Raw genomic sequence first — 21,352 nt, 5'->3', positions numbered from 1 at the left:
CCCGTCGCCTCGCCGGCGCCCATAATGAGGACCGTGGCAGAGGAGGCCGGGGTGGTTCAGCTCGCATCGGGCGGCGGGGAGCCCGCGTCGCCGGCCGTCGGCCGCCGCGAACGCAAGAAGCAGGCCACCCGCGCCGCCCTCCGCGAGGCGGCGCTCCGGCTGGCCCTGCGCCACGGCGTCGAGAACGTGACCGTCGAGCAGATCGCCGGCGAGGCCGACATCGCGCTGCGCACGTTCTTCAACTACTTCTCCAGCAAGGAGGAGGCGGTGGTGGCCCCGCTGGCCGCCGCCGCGCAGGAGCTCATCGCCCGGTTCAGGGCCCGGCCGCGGACCGAGCCGGTGCTGCGCGCCTTCCGCGAGGCCGTGCTGACGGTCATGAACGAGAGCGACGCCGCCGGCCGCGAGCACGTCCGGGCGTTGCAGCTCGTCCGGTCGGCGCCCACGCTGGTGCCCCAGCAACTGGCCGTGCTCGCCGCGCAGGAACAGGCCCTGGCCGAGGCGATCGCCGAGCACATCGGCCACCCCGCCCCCGGGCGTCCCGGCGACACCGGCTATCCCCTGCTGTGCGCGGCCGCGGCCCTGACGGCGCTGCGCGTCGTCCTCGACCAGTGGCTCCGGCAGACCGCGGCCGCCGCGGGGCCGCCGGACACCGCCCTGCTCGGACGGCGGATCGACACGGCGATCGACCAGCTCACCGCCGGCCTCGACCACCCCGGCCACCCCGAGCCCGCCAGGCAGCCGGCCGCGAGGTGAGCAGCCCCTTCGGGGGCGGTACGGGCTGTCCGGCGGGCAGATCCGGCGCTAGTGTCGGCAGTCTCCGGTGATGATCGACTTGGGAGGGCGTCGTGCGGCGTGTCCTGATCCTGCTGGCCCCGATCGCGGCCCTCGCCACCGGGCTGGTCGTCGCCCGGCGGCGCCTGGTCATCGTCCGGATCAGCGGGGCGAGCATGCTGCCGACCTACCGCACCGGCGACCGGGTGCTCGTCCGCCGGACGACGGGGGCGGGCGTCGGGCGCGGTCAGGTCGTGGTGCTGCAGACGTCGCCGCCCGGGGGCGAGTGGCGTACCGGGCCGCTGCCGGCGCCGGGTGCGGCCATGTGGTTCATCAAGCGGGCGGTGGCCGTGCCGGGCGACCCGGTTCCGCCCGAGGTCGCGGGCCGGGTGGGGGCGTCGCCCGGCGACACGGTCCCGGCGGGCCGGCTGGTGGTCCTGGGTGACGGGCCGGTCAGCGAGGACTCGCGGGTGTGGGGTTACGTGCCGTTCGACCGGGTGCTCGGCGTCGTCGTCCGGGCGCTGTCGCCTGCCCGCGAGCCCTGAGGGGCGGCCGGCTCGTAGCCCTGGGCCTGGAGGGTGAACAGGCTCGCGTACTCCCCGCCGAGCGCCATCAGCTCCGCGTGCGAGCCCTGCTCGGCGATCCGCCCTTCGGCGAGCACGACGATCACGTCCGCCTCCCGGACCGCGCCCAGCCGGTGGGAGATCAGCAGGCTGGTGCCTCCGGCGCGGTGGCGGCGCAGGCTCTGGTGGATGGCGTGCTCGGCCTGCGCGTCCAGGCCGGAGCTCGGCTCGTCCAGCACGAGCAGGTCGCGGCCCTTCCGCATCAGGGCGCGGGCCAGTGCGAGGCGCTGCCACTGACCGCCGGACAGCACCACTCCGGCCTGGGGGTCGTCCCGGTCGCCGAAGAAGATCCGGCTCAGCAGCGTGTCGTAGCCCCGCGGCAGCGCGGCCACCGTCTCGTGGACGCCGGCCAGCCGGGCGGCGGCCTCGACCCGCTCCCGGTCGCCGATCGCCGCGACGTCGCCGAGCCCGATGTTCTCGGCCGCGGTCAGGTCGTAGGACATGTAGTCCTGGAACACCGCGCCGATACGGCCGCGCAGCTCGGCGGGGTCCGTCTCGCGCAGGTCGACGCCGTCCCAGAGGATGGACCCGCGCACCGGGTCGTACAGCCGGCAGATCAGCTTGACCAGGGTGCTCTTGCCCGCGCCGTTCAGGCCGACGAGGGCCAGCGAGCCGCCGCGGGGGATGAAGAGGTCGACCCCGCGCAGCACCCACGGATGGCTCTCGTCGTACCGGAACCAGACGTCGCGCACCTCGATGCCCTCGCGCAACGCCGGGACGGGCCGCGGCCGCCCCGGCACGGGCAGGTCGGGCGGGTCGGCGACCACGTCGAGGTAGTGCCCGAACATCAGCAGCGCGTTGTGCGCGTCGGCCGACTGGCCGACGATCGACGCCAGCGCCGACTGCACCCCGGCCACGGCCGCGACGAACACGGCGACGTCGCCGACGCTCAGCGCGCCCGACGCGGCGGCGATGATCGCCCAGAGCAGGCCGGCCGCCGCGACGGCCGCCCCCACCAGCGACAACGCTCCCTGGGTGCGCAGGGTTCGGCGGGCGAGCCCCTGCTCGGCGGCGTTGACCGCGCGCAGCTCGGCCAGCATCCGGCCGCGCAGCAGGTCGCCGAGGCCGAACAGGCGGATCTCCTTGGCCGCGTCGGGGCTGGTGAGCAGCCCGGCGAAGAAGATCTGCCGCCGGGCCCTGGAGCTGACGCCCCACATCATGCCCGCGCGGCGCCGGGACAGGTCGAGCTGGGCGCGGACCGAGGGGATCGCGGAGAGCGCCACGACGACGATCATCCCCGGCGCGAGCACGGCCAGCGCCGCGGTGAACCCGGCGAGGGTGACGGCTCCCTGGGCGATCCCCAGGGTCGAGCGGACGATCCGCTGCGGCGCGTTCTGACCGGCCTCCTGCGCCAGCCGTACGCGGTCGTGGAAGGCCGGGTTCTCGAACCGGCTCAACCCCGGATGGGCGTTGACGGCCTGGAACAGCCGGTCCTGGATCAGCACCTGGAGCGCGCGGCGGAGCTGCTCCTGGGCGTACTCCGCGACCGCGGGCAGGGCCGCGCCGGCCAGGCCGGTCACGCCGAGAGCCACGCCGGGCGGCAGCAGTTCGGCGGGCCCCGCCCCGGCGGCCAGGCCGTCGAGGACGAGCTTGGTCAGCCACGCCGCGGCCACCGGGACCAGGCCCATGAGCAGCACCGCGATCCCCGACCCCAGGACGGCGGCCGGGTGCGCCCGCCAGGCGAGCGCCACGGCCGCGCGCGCACCGCGTCCCCGGGCGGCCCCGCCGGGCCCGGCGGGAGGGGTCATCGGCGGGTGACCGCCGGCAGCCTGCCCGGGGCGGTGTCGGCCGCCACGACCACCGCGTCGCCGTCGACCAGGAAGAAGCTGGGGAACTGCGAGACCTGCAGCGCCCTGCTCACCGGGCCGCCCATCGGCTCCACGACGACGGTGGCCGAGGTCAGCTCGCGGGTGAACCGCCGGGCCTCCTCCGGGTCGCCCGTCACCACGGCCAGCACGCGCTCGGGACGCGTGTCGGCGAGGTAGGACGTGAACTCCGGCAGCAGCTCGTGGCAGGACGCGCACTCGGTGGAGAACACCGCCACCACGGAGACCCCCGAGAAGAACGCGCGCGACACGGTCCCGCCGTCGGCGGCGGTCGCGCTGAACTCGCCGATCGTCGTGCCCGGCTGCACCGTCGGGGGACGCGTCGGCCCCAGCTCCGACAGCCGCAGCGTGTGCGCGCGCAGGCGGCGGATCACCGCCAGGGTCAGCACCAGGTTCACCAGGCACAACAGTCCGACGATGACGACGGCGGCGACGAGATAGGGCATGCGGGCTCCTCAGGGTGACGCGGTTGTGCGGCGAACAGGTCGGCGAGGTCGTCGAAGAAGATCACGATGACGGCGAGGACGCCGCCGGCCAGCACGCTCAGGGCGACGCCCGCCGGATGCGGTGCGGCGTGCCCCGGCACGAGCCCGGCGGCGACGAGCGCGAGCAGCCCGGCGTTGCGGACGAGGTGGCGGCGGCCGAGCGGCGTCCCGGCGGCGCCGAAGCACCGGCACGGCGTCGTGGAGCCCGACCGCATCGCCCTGACGATGCCGGCGCAGAAACCCACCAGGACGGTGCCGGCCAGCATCATGCCGGCCCGCACTGTCCCGGGGATCGCCAGCAGTACGACGACGCACCCTTCGGCCAGGACGACGGCGCCGCTCAGCGCCGTGACGGCCCGCGGCCCCAGGGGGACCAGGCCGCGCACGGACCCGCGGAACCCGGCGAACGCGGACCTGCCGCGCACCTTGCCGGCCACCGCGACCAGGAAGACCACGCCCAGCGCCACCCGGCAGGCCAGCGCGACGTACTGCATGGCTGTCATGGGAGATCGGGAGGGGGCGTCAGCAGTAGTCGAAGCTGCCGCAGCTGACCGTGCCGCTGGAGTCGTGGTAGCAGCAGGTCCGGCAGAACTTGCCCTGGCAGCACCAGTCGGTCCAGCACGCGGCCGACGCGTTCGCCGAGGGGAGGAGTTTGTCGAGGAGGCGGTCTCCCAGCTGGTTGAGTGCGCGGATCATGGCAGCTCCTTGCGTGGGGATCTTTACGCGATCAACGTCGCCCAGCAAGAGACCGGAGTTAACGGAGAGATCGGCTGAGACTGGAGTTGGCTTTGAGCAGCAAGTGATCTTGACATTTCGGATCTGATCTTTATGCGCACGTAGGCCGTCGGTGTCGTTCACTGTCCGTTCTGGTGAACCAGGGGGCCCGATTTCTTGAACGCCGCGCGCGAGGCGTCCTTGAGCCACTTGGCCGCGGCGGCGGCTCGGGTGAGGTTCGTGTAGACGGCCAGGGTGCGGATCACGTACCGGCCGCGCTGCCCGGTCCACGAGTAGAGCTGCACGTCCCACCAGTTCGACGTGTAGCAGATTCCGGTCGACCCCGGACCCGTCTGCGGGCACCGGATGCCCCATTCCTGCGCGTAGACGTTCTTGAGCCTTCCGTACGCGGCGCCGGCCCGGCCCGAGTCCTTCAGCGGGACGACCCAGACGGTCACCATGACGCGTCCCTTGGGGGCGCCCGAGCTGACGTAGACGCCCACGGCCATGTCGTCGCAGCGCGCCTTGCGCAGGGCGGACTTGACCCTGGCGACGGGCCACGGGCTCGGGCAGTCCTCCACCCCGGCCGCCTTACGGCTGAAACGCACCCCCATGGCGCTCGTGAACGACTGCGGGAGCAGGGCGTCGGCCGTGATCGGGGTCGGGTCCGTGCTCTCCTTGTCGAGGTCGGCGGGGGTGAACGGGTCCTCGCGCGGCTTCTCCGAAGCGGTCTGGGAAGGCGTCTGCGAAGGTGTCCGGGAAGGCGCCGGCGTGTCAGAGGGGCTCGGCTGCGGGGAGGAGGCAGCGGTGGAGGGGCGGCCGCTCGACAGCGCTCCCCGTACCGCGTTCTTGGCCACGGCTCGTACGCCCACCACGACCAGCACCAGAGCGACCGCTCCGGCGCCGACGGCCAGGCCGATCCGCTTCGACCGGCCGCCACCGTCGCCGTCGCCGGGGGGACCGGGAGGGACGCCCCATCCAGGCGGCCCGTGCGGCGCCGTCGGGACGGGAGGTTCGTCGCCGGTCAGGCGGCGTACCAGGGCGGCGGCGTCCGGCCGGGCCGTGGGATCCTTGACCAGGCAGGCCGCCAGCGCCGGACGCAGTTCCGGCGGCACCGACGACAGGTCGGGTTCGCGGGTCAGAATGGCGTGCATGATCGCGGGGAAGGTGTCCCCGCGGAAGGCCTGCCGCCCGGTGGCCGCGTAGACCATGGTGGCCGCCCAGCTGAACAGGTCGGCCGCCGGGGTGATCGGCGCTCCCCCGAACTGCTCCGGCGCCATGTAGACGGGGGTGCCCATCACGCTGTGCGTGGCCGTCTGGGCGGTCACCCTGGCGATCCCGAAGTCGATCACCACGGGCCCCTCAGGGCCCATGATCACATTGTGCGGCTTGAAGTCGCGGTGGACGATCCCGGCCCGGTGGATGGCCGCCAGCGCGGTGAGCGTGGCCACCGCGAGCCGCTCCAGCCCGCTGCCCGAACGCGGCCCCTCGGTCCTGACCAGCAGGTCGAGCGACGGCCCCGGGATGTGCTCGCTGACGATGTACGGCCGACCGCCCACCAGGCCCGTGTCCAGCACCCGCGCGGTGCAGAACGCGGCGACCCGGCGGGCCGCCTCGGCCTCGCGCAGGAAGCGGCGGCGTGCGTTCTCGTCCGCCGCGGCATCGGCGTGCAGCACCTTGATCGCGACCTGCTCGCCGGACGGCGCCCGGCCCAGGTAGACCGTTCCCTGACCGCCTCGCCCCAGCACTTCGACCAGCTGATAGGGGCCGATCCACGATAAGTCTTCCGGCGTGAGCGACTGCACGAGATCTCACCCTAGCGTTCGCCGGCAAGATCTCCTCAATGCCACACACAGTGGGTCAAGTCACTGCGGAGCACCCGGACCATTGGGATGTCCGGGCGGCATCGGGGCGGCGTTCGGGCCGTCAGGTGCGGCGGGCTCGGCGGCACCTGACGGTCGTCACCGTCCGGCCGGGGCGCCGGGCCTACTCGGGCAGCAGGCCGTTCAGCGCACCGCCGCGGCCGGACTTCGCTTTCCGGCCGGCGGCCGGAGAGGTCCCCGCCTGCTCGGCGGCGTCGAACCTGGCCAGGTAGGCGTTGATGAAGTGGTCGCGGATGCCGTCGGCGCCGGGGGCCAGCGGGTCGGCGGTGGCCCCGGCGAACCGGTCGATCAGGCCGGTCACGGTCGGCATCCTGTCGTGCAGCTTGCCGTGGGTGTCGAAGTACCGTTCTTCGGCGACGTGGTGGAACAGCGGAGCGGGCGGGAGCTGGGCGACGATGTCATTGTTGTTGACGAAGCGGAAGGTGCGTCCGCCGAAGGCCTGGTCGTAGGCGGCGGCGAGCTTGGGACAGCAGGTGCGGGGCTGGCCGTAGGTGTACACGCCGTCGGCGAGCAGCGTGGGGTCCTCGAAGTGGGTACGGGCGGCGGCGAGCATGGCCAGCGCGCCGCCGAGGCTGTGCCCGGTGAACCACAGCGACTGGCGCGAGGTGTGCCACTCCTCCAGGGTGTGCAGCAGGGCGGGGTGCACGACGTCCAGGGCGCGGTAGAAGCCGGCGTGGATGTTGCCGTCGGCGGCGGTGTACGGGGTGAGCAGGGTGTCGGCGTCCGAGAGCCAGTCGCGCAGCTCCTCGGGCTGGGTGCCGCGGAAGGCGACGATGATCATGTGGTCGCTGGCCGCGACGTACGCCTGGGTGTCCTCCAGCGGGAACGGCGCGGCGTGCGGCACGCGGAAGCTTCTGACACGGTCGAAGCCCCAGCCGTTGGCGGTGGCTCGGATCTCGGGTTCGTCCCTGTAGGCCAGGGCGGCGGCGTGGGCCAGGCGGCGGGCCTGGGCCAGGGTGTAGCCGGTGGCGGCGTGGTCGAAGGTGATCGCGGTCATGGACGTCCCCCGTGTGAAGCGCTCCGAGCTGTCGTCACTGTCCGTACCCGCTGCTTGACCAAGCGTCCGCGCTGTGCGGGTATGCCGCCTTCCATGTCGACGTGCTCGGACGTTCAGCGGCCCGGTCGCGACGGGCTGCCGGTCAGGCCGCTCGCGTCGAGGGTGAAGGTCTGCCCGTCGGCCGGGAAGACGATGTTGGGCCGGTCGGAACCGGTGACGTCGTCGCCCAGGTGGGTCGGGATGAAGGTGCGGTCGGGCCAGCGTCCGGCCAGGGCCTCCACGTCGTCCAGGCCCATGTGGCCGGCCCTGGAGGTGCGGAAGGACGTGTCGAGCACCACGACCGCGCCGGTGGCCGCGAGGTCCTCCACCGACGGGCAGTACACGGTGTCGCCGGTGTAGCCCAGCGTGGTGGACTCGTCGTCGGTGACGGCGTAACCCAGCGCGATCGGCGTGGTGTGCTGCACCGGCAGGGCCCGCACCAGGTAGTCGCGTCCCTGGCCGGGGCCCTGCCATCGGCCGCCGTCATGGCCGAACTCGACGAATCGCGGCCGCAGGTTGGGCTCGACGGTCTCCCAGGTGCCCGGATAGCTGATCTGGAACAGGTGCCGGATGCGTTCTTCCAGCCCGGTGGGCCCGAGCAGGACGAGCTCACGGTCGCGCTCGCGCAGCAGCCCCTGCTCCATGAGCAGGAAGATGATGTCGAAGAAGTGGTCGGCGTGGAAGTGTGTGATCAGGCAGATGTCGATGGCCGTCAGGTCGATCCCGCCGCGGCGCATCGCCTTGACCGAGCCGTTGGGTGTGTCGATGAGGAGCGTGCCGTCGATGAGCGCACTCGCGCTCATCCGGTCGGTGAAGATCGATCCAGTGCCGATGAGATGCAACCGCATGCGGTTCCTTTCCGTCACGGGGGACGTGGGCAGGGAGGGATGCCCTGCGTCAGGCTGCCGAGGGACTTGGCGTCGCACATGCCGACCGGCAGCAGGATGGAGAGCCGGGGATTTGGGCTGCGGCGACCTCATGGGGGCTTTCGCGGGCGCCGCGGGAGTGCGGGGGGAAGATCCGGAGGCCCGCCCGGAGCCGGGCTTTCATCGCCACGGCTCCCCCCTCGGACCAGGCCGGTCAGGAGGCGCGCTCGGCAAGCGGGCTCTTGTGCCCGATGCGGGCGACGTACCGGCTGCCGGCCCTGACCCCAGTAGGTGGAGACGCGAAGCGCCGATGACCACGCCCGCCCAGAGGTGGCGCGAGATCCGGAACGCCGCAGGAGCGGCGCTTCCATTCCTCGGCGTGGGCCTGGGCGGTGGCGGTGTCGGCGACACGCGTCGGCGGGAAGGGCCCGAACGCCCTCGGCTCCCCCGACGGCCCCGCCGGGTACGCCTGCGAGGCGCGTGCGGAGGGCCGGCGGGAGTGCTCGGCGCTGCCTGGCGGATCGGCCCGCCGGGTGCGGCTCTCGGGCCGCTCCCGGCCGCCGCCGGACCGGCGGCGCTCACGATGCAGTCACCAGTCCCAGCGATTCACGCACTTCTCGGACGGACTCCCCCACGCGCCCACGACGGTTGGGGCCATCGGTCTGAACCGTCAGCCGGTCAGGAGCTCTGGAGCCGCCGGCAGTCTTGGCCACGGACCCACAGGCTGCCTTCGGCCCAGCCGGTGGCGCAGTGGTAGACGGTCCGGTCCCTGGAGTTGATGAGGAAGTTCGAAACGGGCCCCCAGTGGCCGGTGTCGCAGCCGCGGGCGAAGACGTCCGGCAGCTGCGCGTCCACCTCCTGACACGTGAAGACCTCGCCCGCCCGCGCCATCGGCGCGTTGAGCGAGACAGCGGAGGCGGCCTGGGCTGTGGTGAGCGGGGCCATCGCCACGGCGCCGGCGGCGGCGAGGGCGGCCAGTGCGATCGGGATGCGTCGCATGATCGGTTTCCCTTCGAAAACGGGCGCGAATGCCACCCAACCCCAACCATAAGCATAGAGTGATTAATCAACTACTATCCGTAACGATAGTAATGAGGGCCTGTCACACACAGCCCGCGGAACAACGAGCCCCGCCTCCCTGCGATGGGAGACGGGGTCGCGGCGTCAGGAGCTACTTGGCGAGCCGGCGGGCGATGACCAATCGCTGGATGTGGCCTCTCGCACTGTCGGACGCGGTTTCCTACATTGAGGGGCATGAATTCGACCATCGTGGAGATCCTCTCCCCTCAACCTTCGAGTTGGTACAAGAAGCGCACCAGTACGGCTGCCAGAGGCGGTTGCAGCCAGCACGGAACCCCTCCCTGTCATGACGCGATCGTCGCGAGCGTGATTCTCGCTGATGCCGGCAGCGAGAACATTCAGTGGGCTGTCTGCCGGCGAGGCCTTGACGAACTCCAGGGTGGTCAGACTGGGGAGCACATCTGATCTGTAGCCAGTCCTTCCACGAACGTCCATCGGTATCCAGGGACGTTGTCAGCAAGATCGGCCACCATCGGCCTCATCATGATGCGCCCTCTCCAGCAGAGCGAGGCGAACGCACGGTCCTGGGTTGATCAGTAGCCGGGTTCGCCCCCAGCGGCCAGCCGGGCCGCTGCCTCGGCGGGAGTGTCGTCGTAGCCCGGCCGGGCCACGAGCACCGATTGAAAGAAGTGCCCCTGTGCCTCATCTGGGTCGTCATCGGCTGCGAACGGTCGCCACAACGCGAGGTATGACGCTCGCGCCGTGAACCCGTCATCGTCTTCGTTCGGCGTGAGCTCGATGTGGCTTCGGAGCCGCTCCACGACCTCCAGCGCGGGCAAGCCAAAGATGTCGACGTCGCGGTATCGCACCACGTCGCGCTCGTGCGGACGCCACACCTCGATCGCATTCACCCGGTCCCGCGTCGGCCCCGCCCCGAAGCCCACACTGAACCCAAGCCCGCTCGTCAGGTGCACGGCCAGCTCACCGTAAGGGGTCGGCTTCAGCGGAGCCAACGTTTCGAGCGCCGCTCGTGCCTCATCCAGCGTCATCCCGAGCCGCAGCGGACCGATCCCGTGCGGCGGCTCGAGCTCCAACTCCATCCGCTGATCATTGCAGGCTCCATCCGTGGAGAGAAACCGAACCGTCCGGCGAATCGGCCGGATCACCAGGAGAAACGCCCCCGACCTGGGCGAGCAGCAGTCCGCGAGTGACCGTGACCACTCGCTGTTGACCGCCCTTGATGGTCCGCTCATGGCCCGCGATCATGCGTTGCCCTGCCACCGAGAGCGGTGCCACCCTGACGGGCATGTACGGCACTCTTCCGAAGCGAGCGCTTTTCACCGTGGCATCACTCAGGGTGGACATTGCCCGGGGCAGGATCGAAGTCGCCCTGGCCGAAGACGAGCCTGAAGGCGGCGGTGGACGATGACCGGGGAAGGCGCGGGCTGGTCGTTCGCCTCCGCGAGAGGACCGGCCCGATTCGCCGCCGCAGAACACGGCCGCTCCCCCGAAGCGGAGCATGCGATGGGAGCCCACGCCACGCTATGCGGCATCCCGGCAGAACAGATAGTGGTCTACCGGCACCACTTCAGGACCAGCAGCGCCCAAGCCTGCCCGCGCTGCAAACGAGCCGCGGCGGTGTCCACCGTTCCCTGCGGGCAAGAGCGCCTGCATGACAAGGTTCTGACCGCCGTACCCGGCCCGTTGCGGACCCGGCTCCTCAACGCACTGCGGAACGGCGCCCCAATCGCCATCTGGGTCAACGGGCCGGCGGACAGAGTCGCCGTTCATGCACACCTCGACCACATCACCGACGGTGCCGAAGCTGTGAAGGACCTGCTCGCCGCCCATGACCCCATCGGCATCGCACGAGTCGCCCAGCCCTCGGGCGAGTTCGTCGTCCTGCTGCCGCAGCACACGGACCCGGTCATCGCCTGGGCCAACCGGCCTGGCACATGGTGGCGCACCTTGGTGCGCGGAGTGGCATCCGTTGCCGGCGCGATCGTCGGCAAGATCGCAGCGGGCAGCAAACCGTGATCGATGGGTGTTCCTCCGGGCATGGACGCAGCGGGCTTGCGCCGGTCATGGGCTCGCTTGTGCACGGTCCACGCAGGCCAGCCGACTGGCCATGCGCAGGACTCATTGAACCGCGACGTTATGAATCGTCCCGCCCAGCAGGCACGGCCCCTTCCGCCGTGCGAGCAGTGACTGATCGCACTTCCCTTACGGGATCCACGACGGAGCGCGGGAATCGACTCCAGCTCATAACATTTCTGTTGTGACGGCAGTCGAGGACTTTCACACCTTCTACAGGACGGTCAAAGCCCGTTCGCAGGAACATCACCAAGCCATGGAGATCGCGTTGGAACGGGGCTGGTGGGCAATTGCCGGCAGCGTGCTGCGCATGGAGCTCGACTCCATGATCCGTGTCATCTACCTACTTAACAACCCAGATACACGGGACCGCATTTTGGCATCCTGCGTTACCGGAAACGGATTCAAGGACGAGCGAGGGCGCATCTCCGACCGACGAATGATCGACATCGCTACCCACGCCAACAGCTGGGTGAATGCCGTGTATGGGTTCGGAAACAAGTTCGTGCATCTGACCGACGCACACAACTATGCAGACGCGGATCCGCTACAGGCCTACGATCGTAAGGATGAGGTTATCAATTACCTCAACCGGTACCACATAGGCAAGCTGCCTGAACCGCCGCTGGGCCCCATCTCCACATTGCCCGACATCGCGGCGTATGCCCCGCTCGTGCTGGACAAGATCACCTCGAACCTACTCGGATACATCGAGCGTCTGGGGGAAGAGGTAGCTCCTCACAATGAAGGTCTGGTCTGAGGGCGCGCCCGTGGGAAGTCAGACGAAGGAACCATTGCCGCTACAGCTGCATTCACCTCTGATTCCCGCAAGCAAGCCGTCCCGCTTCCCAACTTCCTACTTGCAAACGGGAGCCAGAGACGAGCTGGAGAGACTTAAGTTCTGTTTGGGCATGTCCTGGAAGATGTCAGAGTGAGCCACAGCGCGGTCCCGGTGCTCCACTTCTCTGCTGTGCAGCACCACCGCCGCAAGTGACCTGCCCGCTCCTCCGGCGGCCATGGGACCTGTACTGCAGGGCCGTCAGGCCCGAGGAACGGAAGCCCCGCGGCAGCCTGACCTTCCGCTTTCCATCTGCAGCAATCACCCTGCTCCCATCTGCTGCCAGGAGTGTTGCCGCTTATGCACTGCCGCAGGCCCCGTAGCCGGAGGAGAGCCACAGCAATTACGACCTCTTGCAGCGAGAAGCCGATGCACGGTCATTGGGTTGCCGCTGAGGGAAATGGGCGATTCGCCCAAGAGCGTACGGCCTTGCCTGCCCGTCCCCAGCCTCTCTAGCCGGACCTCGCCCGGGAGATCGTTCCCTTGTCCAGCGCCACCCGTCCGGCAAGGTGAGGTGGTGCCGGATAACTGATCTCTTCAGAGGGCCGCCAGGAAGGCCCGCATCTCCAGCAGGTCGACTTTCTCGGCGTCCTGGGGTCGGATGATGACCACTAGCTCTCTGGACACCGCCTGCAGGCGTGAACGCGCCATGAACGACAGAATGCTCACCTTAAGTAGATTCTCTCGGTCAAGCGCGTAGATTCGGGCGAGTTCGGCCCCCATGATCGGAATCGCTACCCGACTTAGCTGCCCTCTGGCAGCAATCGCCTCCCATAGGCGATCCAGACTCACCCAGAGGTCGTTCATCGACGAATGCGCCCTTAAATCGTTGCTCATGCGGCTGTAGGCGACGCAGTAGATTCGCTGATTCGGCGGACCGATGACTGCGACCGTACCGATGGGGTAGCGCTTCAGCTTGCCTTTAGGCTTAGCCGATCTCGACTCCACACTCACTGGAGTGACGGCCGCCAGCGCCTTTTTTAAATCATCGTCCAGCCGCGATCGATCGCCCCCGTATATGCGAGTCAGGAGCTGACCCTGCAGGCTCGATCTGTTGATGACCGCATCATCCTCGATATCGGTGTCGAACGTGTCGCTGAAGCCCACAACTAGATCGGCGTCCTCCTCCAATAGGTCTTGAATTTTGATCCGCACAGTCATGTTGGGGTGCGTGAACTGGTGCTCAATACTGCTGCGCGGGTAGGCGCGGACGAGCCCCCACACGATGCAGAGGCCCAGGGATGCCGCCGTAAGCAACCCAGGTTGGGCGAACTTCAGTCCGAACACCTGGCCGACGAACTGCACGACCGCGGAGATCAGACCGAATGCGATGAGCATGTGGCTGATGGCCAGTGATCGGCCGCGCGAAGTACCTCCGACCAGCCGTAGACCGTTCATCCGCGTGGACGACGCGTGTAGGTGCCAAGGTCGCGAAGCTGGTCTGTATCCAGATAGTCGCTGCCGGCATCGCGTATGGCGCATCCTGCAGTTTGTAGGCGCACCTTGAGCTTGTTGACGCTCTGGACGGAACCATCGAATGCCACGTAGTTGCGACCACCAAAGTCCGACACGGCGCGCATGCGCCCCGCATAGAGGAGCACGGTGCGCTCTGGGCATTTTCCGAAGGCCATCCCAGCCTCGAACAGCACGTTGGGACGCGGCTGGCACTCCGTCGACCGATCCTGGTAAGGCTCTGCCAGATCGGGATGGAGACGCACCATGTCATCCGGTGTCATCAGGACGAGAGCCGCCTGCATCATCGTGAACGCGTGATCCAGCACTTCACCGAGATAGGGACTGGAGTGGCCCAGGGCGTCCACCATCGTTTCCCATTCAAGAGGATTCAGGTCCATGCGACGCAGAAGGTCGAAGATGCGCCTTCTGAACTCCTCATCGCGTCCATGAATGACGAATACGTTCCTTTCCTTATCTTCGAAAACTCGGTCAGGACGCCGTCGCGCACTGGCCTTGCTTTCCCTGCTTCCCGCATATGCACCGGGTCCACCCGCGATGTTCACCGCGTTGACTTCACCACCACTGATGTGAACCCCATTATTACGTTCCACTGGGTTGCCCTCCACCCTTCTGTCCACCGTGACCGGCATGCGCCCCTGAACCACCTGCGACATTCTCCGCGTTGATGGAGCCGTTGCCAGTCACCATCACGCCATTGTTAAGGATCGTGGTTTGCCGCTGTACGAGCTCTCCCGTGTCGATGTGGCGCTCATCTAGAAAATGCACAAGTGCATCGAATATGCGCTGCTCGACGACCTTCGTATACATCTCGCTGTCCAGCTTCTGGAAATAGCGTTGATAACGCTCGTCGCTAGCCCATTCACGGGCACTGAAAAAGGCGCCGTAATCAAAGTCGGAGCCAGTAAAACGATCTGCTGCGCCTGCGAGCGCCCGCCTGTCATCTCGCCGTTCCCCCAGATGGGCGAATCCCGATAGCGGTCTACTGAAAAGCCGTATTGATCGCAGCGCCAGGCCGAGATACCCCCATCCCTCCACCCTCTTGACCTGGTCATGCCTTCGGAAGGAGTCGCGCAATGGCGTGAGAATCGAATGACTTGCCTCAATGAACAGGTTACGCTTCACGATTACGAAGCGCAGGAAGATTGTTAGCGCCAACTCGCCATCCCACCCCAGCAGGCGGATCACCGTGTAAGGCCGAGCCCGGTTGTCCAGCTCCGACAGCAAGCTCCGCATCTCACGGCCCGCGACCGTCGCCCTCGGCCTGCCATCCTGTCCTATGAATGTTCCACAATCCGAAACGTCGCGACCGCTAACGAAGATGCGCTCCTCCACCGTAAGCCCCAACCACTCCAATGCCTCCACCTGGCGCCGAACGTAGTCACGTATTTCGTGCACCTTGAATCTGGAGCATTTACCACCGAACTCCTTCGGTTTTGTGATGTCTATCGCGAAGGACCAGCCTCCGATGACTTTCCCGTACCCACGAAACGGCTTGAATCCCTTATAGATCGTAATGTTTCCGAGCTGCTGCTTGTCGATCTCGAGGATACGCTCCCTCAGGAGTGAATTCCGCGGCTCCGGAGCATCGCCGGCCGTGAAATATTGACGGCTCAGCGAGCCGGTGATCGCGCGATTGTAGGACAACTTGAAGAGAAAGGTGGTCACTGACGATACAAGTATCGAGACCCCCAGCAGTGGCAAGATCACGCGAAGAGGTGCCGGAGAGAGAGCGATAACCGCAAGGACCACGGATCCTAGGACCAGGAGAATTGCGGGAAAATTGACTCCCGTAAGTATGATGTCACGCAATGCTCGGCGCCTGCGTGCAGCACAAGCGTGTCGGAGTACCGCCCCGATATCGACTCCAGGGGACTTCGCTATCCCACGCCGAGGCTGCCGAATGATCATTGAAACGAGCTTCTGAGCGAACCACTCATCCGACTGCGCCGCACAGCAAAGATGTCTCGTCACATGACTATCCGCTTTTTCGACATCCACAGCATGCACATGGACGCCTTCCAAGGCAAGCGGATCATGTCCGTTTAGCGAACATTCAGCACAAATATCCACATCCGTGGTCGGGGCATCGCAAACGACACATCGCATTCCTCGCCCTTCCTCCGGCGCAGAGAAAGAATCCCGCACATGTTTCTATACACGGAGAAGACTGCCCCGGCTAGGGATCCAAGGCGAATTGCCCGCAGGCCTAGGGCGACGTCATCGAAATCCGGCCGACCGCCCTCGCGCTCGCCGTCACCGTTGGTAATGATTGACAGCCTTGTGTAATCGGAAGGCGTAGCACACGGTACCTAGCCAGCGCCCGTGTCCCAGCTGAGCTTTGGCGGTGACGAAGCTGCGCAGATCAGGCACGGCGTAGATCCCCATCTGCGGCTCTGAGGCGTCCCATTGCCTTCGCATGCTGGGGCGGGAGACTACGTACTCTCCCATGACCTTCACTTCGGAGATCTTGGACCTGGGCCCCACTCGCCGGAGACGATCCACGCGATGAGGATTTCGAGGTTCTGCGCTCAAAGGGAAGGTCCTGGTCGTCCTCCCAGGCGTTTTGCTCGGCGTATCTGGCCACGGTTCGCCGCATGGTGCATCTCGCGCCTATCCTGCGTGGGTTGTGTCGGCCGCGACCGGCCGAAGAGCCGTAGCGCGGCCAACGACCGCCCGACACGCAGCAAGCCCCGCCCTCACAGTCTGCTTTTCCGCTGGATGGACGACTGCTACATCACATCCCGGACCTACAGCGAGATCGCGTTGAAGCCCGCGCTCGTTCAAGCACGCGTGATCCCGCCACCAGACAAGGACCCACACCAGCGGAGGCGCTACACCACCTCCCGCAAGGAGGGGCTGCACCAGCTCCGCCACCACTACGGCTCCCACGACCGTGCTCGGACGGCGATCGACGACCGGCTGTTCCGTCCGCGCGAGGTCTCTCACGAGACAGGGACGGAACAGGGATCATTTAGAGCCGAATGCCAACACAAAGAACCCCGCCTCCCACCACGGGGAAGCGGGGCTTTCGCATGTCAGGGGCTACTTGGCGAGCTGGCGGGCGATGACCAGGCGCTGGATCTGGTTGGTGCCCTCGAAGATCTGCATGATTTTGGCCTCGCGCATGTACCGCTCCACCCGGAACTCCCTGGTGTACCCGTAGCCGCCGAACACCTGGACCGCGTCCGTCGTGACCTTCATGGCGGTGTCCGTGGCGACCAGTTTGGCCACGCTGGCCTGCCTGCTGTAGTCGAGGCCGGCGTCCCGGCGGCGGGCGGCGTCCAGGTAGGTCGCGCGTGCGCTGTCCACCCCGGCCGCCATGTCGGCCAGCAGGAAGCCGAGGCCCTGGTGGTCGATGATGCGCTTGCCGAAGGTCTGCCGTTCCTTGGCGTAGGCGACGGCCTCGTCGAGGGCCGCCTGGGCCAGGCCGACGGCGCAGGCGGCGATGCCGAGCCGGCCGGAGTCGAGGGCGCTGAAGGCGATCTGCAGGCCCTGGCCCTCCTCGCCGATCAGCCGGTCGCCGTCGATGACGGCGCCGTCCCAGTGGGCGCTGGTGGTCGGCACGGCGTGCAGGCCCATCTTCTCCTCGGGGCGGCCGAACGTCAGCCCTTCGGCCGCGCCGGGCGCGACGAAGCAGGAGATGCGCTCGCCGGTACGGGCGAACAGGGCGTAGAAGTCGGCGATGCCGCCATGGGTGATCCATGCCTTGTTGCCGGTGATGCGGTAGTCGCCGCTCTCGGTGCGCTCGGCCCGGCAGGTGAGCGCGCCCGCGTCCGAGCCCGCCTGCGGCTCCGACAGGCTGTAGCCGCCGACGATCCGCCCGGCCAGCATGTCGGGCAGCCAGCGTTCGCGCTGCTCGGGGGTGCCGTACGCGGCCACGGGGAAGCAGGCCAGCGTGTGCACGCTCGTCGCCACCGCGACCGCCGCCCAGCGCGCCGCCAGTTCCTCGATCACCTGGAGGTACACCTCGTACGGCTGGCCGCCCCCGCCGAACTCCTCGGGGTAGGGCAGCCCGAGCAGCCCGGCCGCGCCGAGCGTGGCGAACAGCCCCTCCGGGTACGTCTCCGCGCGCTCGTGCTCGTCGACCCGGCGCGCGAGCTCCTTGTCGGCGATGTCGCGGGTCAGCTCGATCAGGTCTTTGGCGTCCTGGTCGGGGAGCAGGCGGTCAACGGTCACGACGACTCCTTGGGTGCGGCTTCGGCGAGGCGGGCCAGGGCGGCCGCGGCCCGCTCACGGAACTCGGCGACGCGGGCGAGCTTGATGTCCTCGTACCCGCGGATCGACTCGGGAAGGCCGGCGATCTCGGCGACGGCGTCGATCGTGCCGGGGGTCAGCCGGGCGAGGGCGGCACGCATGAGATCACGATATTCGGTGATCAGTTCCCTTTCGACCCGGCGGAGCTCGGCCTGGCCGAACACGTCGAAGGCGGTCCCGCGCAGCACGCGTGCGGCCCGCAGGCCGCGGAACAGCGTCGGGGCGGAGCGGCGCAGCCGGATCTTGCGCTTCATGCCCATCGCGCGCAGCAGCGGCGGGTGCAGCAGCACGGACACGACCGCGTCGGCGCCGTACTCGCGCTCGCGCCTGGCCTGCTCCTCGGGGTCGAGGTGCAGCCGGGCGACCTCGTACTCGTCCTTGTAGGCCATGAGCTTGTGCAGGGAGCGGGCGTAGGCGAGCCCGACGCGCGCGCCGGCCTCCTCCCCCACGCGCCTGGCCGCCTCGGCGATCACGCGCCTGACGTCGGTCTCGTAGGTACGGGCGTAGGTCTGGTTCTGGTAGCCGGTCAGGTCGGCGACCCGCAGCGCCAGCGTCTCCTCGAGACCGGGCGCGGGCTGCTCGGCGGGCTCGGCGAGCGCGGCCCGGCGTACCGCCTCACGGTCGGCGACGGCGGCCCGGCCCCAGCGGAAGGCCGCGAGGTTCTGCTCGACGGCGGCCTTGTTGAGCCTGATCGCCGCCTCGATCGAGGCGGCGGAGACGGGCAGGCAGCCGTGCTGGTACGCCGCGCCGACCAGCAGCATGTTGGCCGGCATGTGGTCGCCGAACAGCGCCTCGGACAGCTCGTGGGCGTCGAGGTACAGGTTGTCCCCGCCCTCCGTGGCGGACTCCAGCCTGACCACGGCGTCGGCCGAGGAGCCCGGCACGGTCACCCGTCCGGTGACCATGGCCGCGGTGGGCACGATGGAGGTGTTCACCACGGCGACCGTCCGGCCGGGCGCGGCGACGGCGAGGTTGGCGTCGGCCGCGACCCCGAGCAGGTCGAACCCGATGAGCACGTCGGCCGTGCCGCGCGAGGCGCGCACGGAGCCGTCCACCGGCCGCTTGGCGATGCGCACGTCGCTGACGACCGGGCCGCCCTTCTGCGCGAGGCCGGTCTGCTCGATGCCGGCGGCGTGCAGGCCGTCGAGGTGGGCGGCCATCTGGAGGATCTGCGAGACCGTGACGACGCCGGTGCCGCCGATGCCGGGCATCCGGATCAGGGTCTCGGCGTCGCCGTCGAGCCTGGCGACCGGCTCCGGCAGCCGCACGGGCAGCGGCGGCAGCTCGCGCGGCGCCCTGGTGCCGGGCTCGACCAGCAGGAACGACGGGCAGTCGCCCTTGAGGCAGCTCAGGTCGGAGTTGCACGACGCCTGGTGGATGCGGGTCTTGCGGCCGTACTCGGTCTCGACGGGCTGGACGGACAGGCACGTCGAGACGTCGCCGCAGTCGCCGCAGCCCTCGCAGACGCGCTCGTTGACCACGACCTTCGCCGTCGGGGTGGGCAGCTTGCCGCGCTTGCGCAGCCGCCGTTCCTCGGCCGCGCACTTGTCGTCGTGCAGCAGGACGGTCACGCCGTCGAGCGCGGCCAGCTCCCGCTCGACGTCGGCGAGGTCGTCGCGGTGCCGCACGGAGGCGATCGGCGCGAGTCGCACCCCGCGGTACGTCTCCGGCTCGGGCGTGGTGATGACGATCCTGCGCACGCCCTCCTCGGCCAGCGAGCGCGTGAGCGCGGGCACGTCGAGCCGCCCTTCTGCGCGCTGGCCGCCGGTCATGGCGACGGCGTCGTTGTAGAGCAGTTTGTAGGTCATGGTCACCCCCGCCGCCACCGCGGCCCGCACGGCCAGGGAGCCGGAGTGGTGGAAGGTGCCGTCGCCGAGGTTCTGCACGAAGTGCCGGTCCCGGGTGAACGGCGCGAGCCCGATCCACTGGGCGCCCTCGCCGCCCATCTGGGTGATGCCGATCTGGGTGCCGCGGCCGTGCCCGTCGAGGGCGATCATGGCGTGGCAGCCGATGCCGACGCCGACCAGCGTGTCGTCGGACGTGCGGGTGGAGGAGTTGTGCGGGCAGCCCGAGCAGAAGTACGGCGTGCGCGCGGCGACCATCGGCAGCAGGCGGCGCGCGGCGGACGCGGGCTTGGCCAGGTGGACCGTCGCGCGCGGGAGCCGGTCGGGGCCGAGGCAGGTGGCCAGGGCCTTGGCGACGTCCTCGGCGCCGAGGGTGCCGCGGGCGGTCAGCAGGTCCCGGCCCGACACGACGGGAGCGCGCTCGCCGCCGTAGAGGGCCTGCTTGAGCTGCCCTTCCAGGAACGGCACCTTGTCCTCGACCACCAGCACCCGGTCGAGGTCGGAGGTCATGGCGGCCAGGTCGGCCTCGGCCAGCGGGAAGGGCATGCCGAGCCGGATCAGGCGCAGCCCGAGGTCCTCGGTGGCGCTCTCGTCCAGGCCGAGATCGGCCAGGGCGCGCAGGACCACGGCGTACGTGGTGCCGGAGGCCAGGATGCCGAGCGTGGCGCGGGGGGCGTCGCGCATGACGCGGTTGAGCCCGTGCCTGCGGCCGTAGTCGCGGGCCAGCTCCAGCCTGCGGGTGAGCAGGTCGTACTCGGCGTCCAGGGCGGAGGGGCCGACCAGGATCGGCGACTTCCCGCGGTCGGCGTGGTCGGGGAAGGGGATGCCGTCGTACGGCGCGCCGAGCTCGACGGTGGCCGAGGCGTCGGCGATGTCGGCGACGATCTTCAGCCCCGTCCACAGGCCGGTGGCGCGGGACAGGGCGACGGCGTGCAGGCCGAACTCGATGATCTCGGCGACCGAGCCGGGCGCGAGCAGCGGCATCGACAGGCTCTGGCACATCGGCTCGCACGAGCTGGGCACGGTGGAGGACTTGCAGCCGGGGTCGTCGCCGATCCAGGCCACCGCGCCGCCGAGCGCGGCGGTGCCGGCCATGTTGCCGTGCCTGATGGCGTCGGCGGCCCGGTCGAGGCCGGGGTTCTTGCCGTACCAGAAGGCGGTGACGCCGTCGTGGCTGCGGCCGGGGACCTGGCCGAGGAGCTGTGTGCCGGCCACGGCCGTCGCGGCCAGCTCCTCGTTGAGTCCGGGCTGGAAGACGACGCCGGCCTCGTCCAGGAAACGGGCCGCGCGGCCCATCTCCAGGTCCAGGCCGCCCAGCGGGGAGCCCTGGTAGCCGGAGACGAAGGCCCTGGTGTTCAGGCCGCGGTCCCGGTCCAGGCGCCGCTGTTCGAGGGTCAGCCGGACGAGGGCCTGGATGCCGGAGATCAGCACCCGGCCGTCCGGCGCGGCGTACTTGTCGTCGAGCGACACGGTCGCGCTGTTCACGCTCACGCGAACCTCCTGGCGGGCAATGCGTATGTGGGGTTTCCCAGCACAGCAACGGAGAGCTACTGTGCGCAAGTATCAGACGTGAAACCACAACGAAGACGCAAATAATGTGAGCTGGGCGATTCTGGCGCAGA

General features: G+C 69.1%; 19 protein-coding genes. 5 read left to right on the top strand and 14 right to left on the bottom strand.

All coding sequences use genetic code 11. The features are described 5' to 3' along the window. Positions 1-51 precede the first annotated feature (51 nt). Together ABZ459_RS34915 and ABZ459_RS34910 are read left to right on the top strand one after the other, a co-directional pair. On the top strand, positions 52-753 hold the full coding sequence (locus ABZ459_RS34915) for a TetR/AcrR family transcriptional regulator (RefSeq protein ID WP_357979513.1): 702 nt from the start codon (positions 52-54) through the stop codon (positions 751-753). A gap of 92 nt (positions 754-845) precedes the next feature. Beyond that, positions 846-1,316 carry a S26 family signal peptidase gene (locus tag ABZ459_RS34910; RefSeq protein WP_357979511.1) on the top strand — a complete coding sequence of 157 codons (471 nt, stop codon included), beginning with the start codon at positions 846-848 and terminating at the stop codon, positions 1,314-1,316. Here the strand turns inward: ABZ459_RS34910 and ABZ459_RS34905 are convergent. The 8 genes from ABZ459_RS34905 to ABZ459_RS34870 form a co-directional block, all read right to left on the bottom strand. After that, complete coding sequence (locus ABZ459_RS34905) at positions 1,250-3,142, bottom strand: ABC transporter ATP-binding protein (RefSeq protein ID WP_357979509.1); 1,893 nt, start codon at positions 3,140-3,142, stop codon at positions 1,250-1,252. The genes ABZ459_RS34910 and ABZ459_RS34905 overlap by 67 nt on opposite strands. Further along, positions 3,139-3,666, bottom strand: coding sequence for a TlpA disulfide reductase family protein (locus ABZ459_RS34900; RefSeq protein WP_357979507.1), 528 nt, complete (start codon positions 3,664-3,666; stop codon positions 3,139-3,141). Before ABZ459_RS34900 ends, ABZ459_RS34905 begins: the two co-directional genes overlap by 4 nt. Further along, complete coding sequence (locus ABZ459_RS34895; RefSeq protein WP_357979505.1) at positions 3,615-4,199, bottom strand: MauE/DoxX family redox-associated membrane protein; 585 nt, start codon at positions 4,197-4,199, stop codon at positions 3,615-3,617. The genes ABZ459_RS34900 and ABZ459_RS34895 overlap by 52 nt, the downstream gene beginning before the upstream one ends. Positions 4,200-4,227: 28 nt before the next feature. Beyond that, positions 4,228-4,401, bottom strand: coding sequence for a hypothetical protein (locus ABZ459_RS34890; RefSeq protein ID WP_352318817.1), 174 nt, complete (start codon positions 4,399-4,401; stop codon positions 4,228-4,230). 158 nt (positions 4,402-4,559) lie between these two features. Beyond that, positions 4,560-6,224 (bottom strand): protein kinase, encoded by a 1,665-nt coding sequence (locus tag ABZ459_RS34885; RefSeq protein ID WP_357979503.1) that lies wholly within the window; start codon positions 6,222-6,224, stop codon positions 4,560-4,562. A gap of 181 nt (positions 6,225-6,405) precedes the next feature. Next, positions 6,406-7,299, bottom strand: coding sequence for a lipase family protein (locus ABZ459_RS34880; RefSeq protein WP_357979501.1), 894 nt, complete (start codon positions 7,297-7,299; stop codon positions 6,406-6,408). A gap of 113 nt (positions 7,300-7,412) precedes the next feature. After that, the gene (locus tag ABZ459_RS34875; RefSeq protein WP_357979499.1) at positions 7,413-8,186 is read right to left on the bottom strand and encodes an MBL fold metallo-hydrolase; all 774 of its coding nucleotides are present in this window, start codon (positions 8,184-8,186) and stop codon (positions 7,413-7,415) included. A gap of 696 nt (positions 8,187-8,882) precedes the next feature. Next, complete coding sequence (locus ABZ459_RS34870) at positions 8,883-9,203, bottom strand: hypothetical protein (RefSeq protein WP_357979497.1); 321 nt, start codon at positions 9,201-9,203, stop codon at positions 8,883-8,885. A 255-nt stretch (positions 9,204-9,458) separates the two neighbouring features. Here ABZ459_RS34870 and ABZ459_RS34865 point away from each other — a divergent pair, with 255 nt between their 5' ends. Continuing rightward, entirely contained in the window at positions 9,459-9,689 is a 231-nt protein-coding gene (locus ABZ459_RS34865; protein ID WP_357979495.1) for a hypothetical protein, read from the top strand. A 128-nt stretch (positions 9,690-9,817) separates the two neighbouring features. Here ABZ459_RS34865 and ABZ459_RS34860 read toward each other — a convergent pair whose 3' ends face one another. Then, positions 9,818-10,324: a hypothetical protein gene (locus ABZ459_RS34860; protein ID WP_357979493.1), complete on the bottom strand. Its 507-nt coding sequence runs from the start codon at positions 10,322-10,324 to the stop codon at positions 9,818-9,820. Between the two features lie 424 nt (positions 10,325-10,748). On the opposite strand from ABZ459_RS34860, the gene ABZ459_RS34855 reads away from it, so the two are divergent. Together ABZ459_RS34855 and ABZ459_RS34850 are read left to right on the top strand one after the other, a co-directional pair. Then, positions 10,749-11,261, top strand: a complete 513-nt coding sequence (locus tag ABZ459_RS34855; RefSeq protein ID WP_357979491.1) for a hypothetical protein — start codon at positions 10,749-10,751, stop codon at positions 11,259-11,261. 241 nt (positions 11,262-11,502) lie between these two features. Next, positions 11,503-12,078, top strand: coding sequence for a hypothetical protein (locus ABZ459_RS34850; protein ID WP_357979489.1), 576 nt, complete (start codon positions 11,503-11,505; stop codon positions 12,076-12,078). 615 nt (positions 12,079-12,693) lie between these two features. Here the strand turns inward: ABZ459_RS34850 and ABZ459_RS34845 are convergent. From ABZ459_RS34845 to ABZ459_RS34825, 5 genes are all read right to left on the bottom strand, one after another. Next, positions 12,694-13,494 carry a macro domain-containing protein gene (locus tag ABZ459_RS34845; protein WP_357979487.1) on the bottom strand — a complete coding sequence of 267 codons (801 nt, stop codon included), beginning with the start codon at positions 13,492-13,494 and terminating at the stop codon, positions 12,694-12,696. A gap of 56 nt (positions 13,495-13,550) precedes the next feature. Further along, positions 13,551-14,222 (bottom strand): nucleotide-binding protein, encoded by a 672-nt coding sequence (locus ABZ459_RS34840; RefSeq protein ID WP_357979485.1) that lies wholly within the window; start codon positions 14,220-14,222, stop codon positions 13,551-13,553. Next, positions 14,212-15,297 carry a hypothetical protein gene (locus tag ABZ459_RS34835; RefSeq protein WP_357979483.1) on the bottom strand — a complete coding sequence of 362 codons (1,086 nt, stop codon included), beginning with the start codon at positions 15,295-15,297 and terminating at the stop codon, positions 14,212-14,214. Before ABZ459_RS34835 ends, ABZ459_RS34840 begins: the two co-directional genes overlap by 11 nt. 1,377 nt (positions 15,298-16,674) lie before the next feature. After that, positions 16,675-17,808, bottom strand: coding sequence for an acyl-CoA dehydrogenase family protein (locus ABZ459_RS34830; RefSeq protein ID WP_357979482.1), 1,134 nt, complete (start codon positions 17,806-17,808; stop codon positions 16,675-16,677). Then, complete coding sequence (locus ABZ459_RS34825; protein ID WP_357979604.1) at positions 17,805-21,242, bottom strand: indolepyruvate ferredoxin oxidoreductase family protein; 3,438 nt, start codon at positions 21,240-21,242, stop codon at positions 17,805-17,807. The genes ABZ459_RS34830 and ABZ459_RS34825 overlap by 4 nt, the downstream gene beginning before the upstream one ends. Positions 21,243-21,352 lie beyond the last annotated feature (110 nt).

This window comes from Nonomuraea sp. NPDC005692, assembly GCF_040631115.1.
Taxonomy (GTDB): Bacteria; Actinomycetota; Actinomycetes; order Streptosporangiales; family Streptosporangiaceae; genus Nonomuraea.
Note: the sequence above shows the minus strand (reverse complement) of the source record. Positions and strands in the feature narration are given on the sequence as shown.

What these genes read in the sequence shown, in the direction of transcription:
- ABZ459_RS34905 (WP_357979509.1), bottom strand. Translation starts at nt 3,142, where the DNA reads ATGACCCCTCCCGCCGGGCCCGGCGGGGCCGCCCGGGGACGCGGTGCG.
- ABZ459_RS34900 (WP_357979507.1), bottom strand. Translation starts at nt 3,666, where the DNA reads ATGCCCTATCTCGTCGCCGCCGTCGTCATCGTCGGACTGTTGTGCCTG.
- ABZ459_RS34895 (WP_357979505.1), bottom strand. Translation starts at nt 4,199, where the DNA reads ATGCAGTACGTCGCGCTGGCCTGCCGGGTGGCGCTGGGCGTGGTCTTC.
- ABZ459_RS34890 (WP_352318817.1), bottom strand. Translation starts at nt 4,401, where the DNA reads ATGATCCGCGCACTCAACCAGCTGGGAGACCGCCTCCTCGACAAACTC.
- ABZ459_RS34880 (WP_357979501.1), bottom strand. Translation starts at nt 7,299, where the DNA reads ATGACCGCGATCACCTTCGACCACGCCGCCACCGGCTACACCCTGGCC.
- ABZ459_RS34875 (WP_357979499.1), bottom strand. Translation starts at nt 8,186, where the DNA reads ATGCGGTTGCATCTCATCGGCACTGGATCGATCTTCACCGACCGGATG.
- ABZ459_RS34870 (WP_357979497.1), bottom strand. Translation starts at nt 9,203, where the DNA reads ATGCGACGCATCCCGATCGCACTGGCCGCCCTCGCCGCCGCCGGCGCC.
- ABZ459_RS34865 (WP_357979495.1), top strand. Translation starts at nt 9,459, where the DNA reads ATGAATTCGACCATCGTGGAGATCCTCTCCCCTCAACCTTCGAGTTGG.
- ABZ459_RS34860 (WP_357979493.1), bottom strand. Translation starts at nt 10,324, where the DNA reads ATGGAGTTGGAGCTCGAGCCGCCGCACGGGATCGGTCCGCTGCGGCTC.
- ABZ459_RS34855 (WP_357979491.1), top strand. Translation starts at nt 10,749, where the DNA reads ATGGGAGCCCACGCCACGCTATGCGGCATCCCGGCAGAACAGATAGTG.
- ABZ459_RS34845 (WP_357979487.1), bottom strand. Translation starts at nt 13,494, where the DNA reads ATGCTCATCGCATTCGGTCTGATCTCCGCGGTCGTGCAGTTCGTCGGC.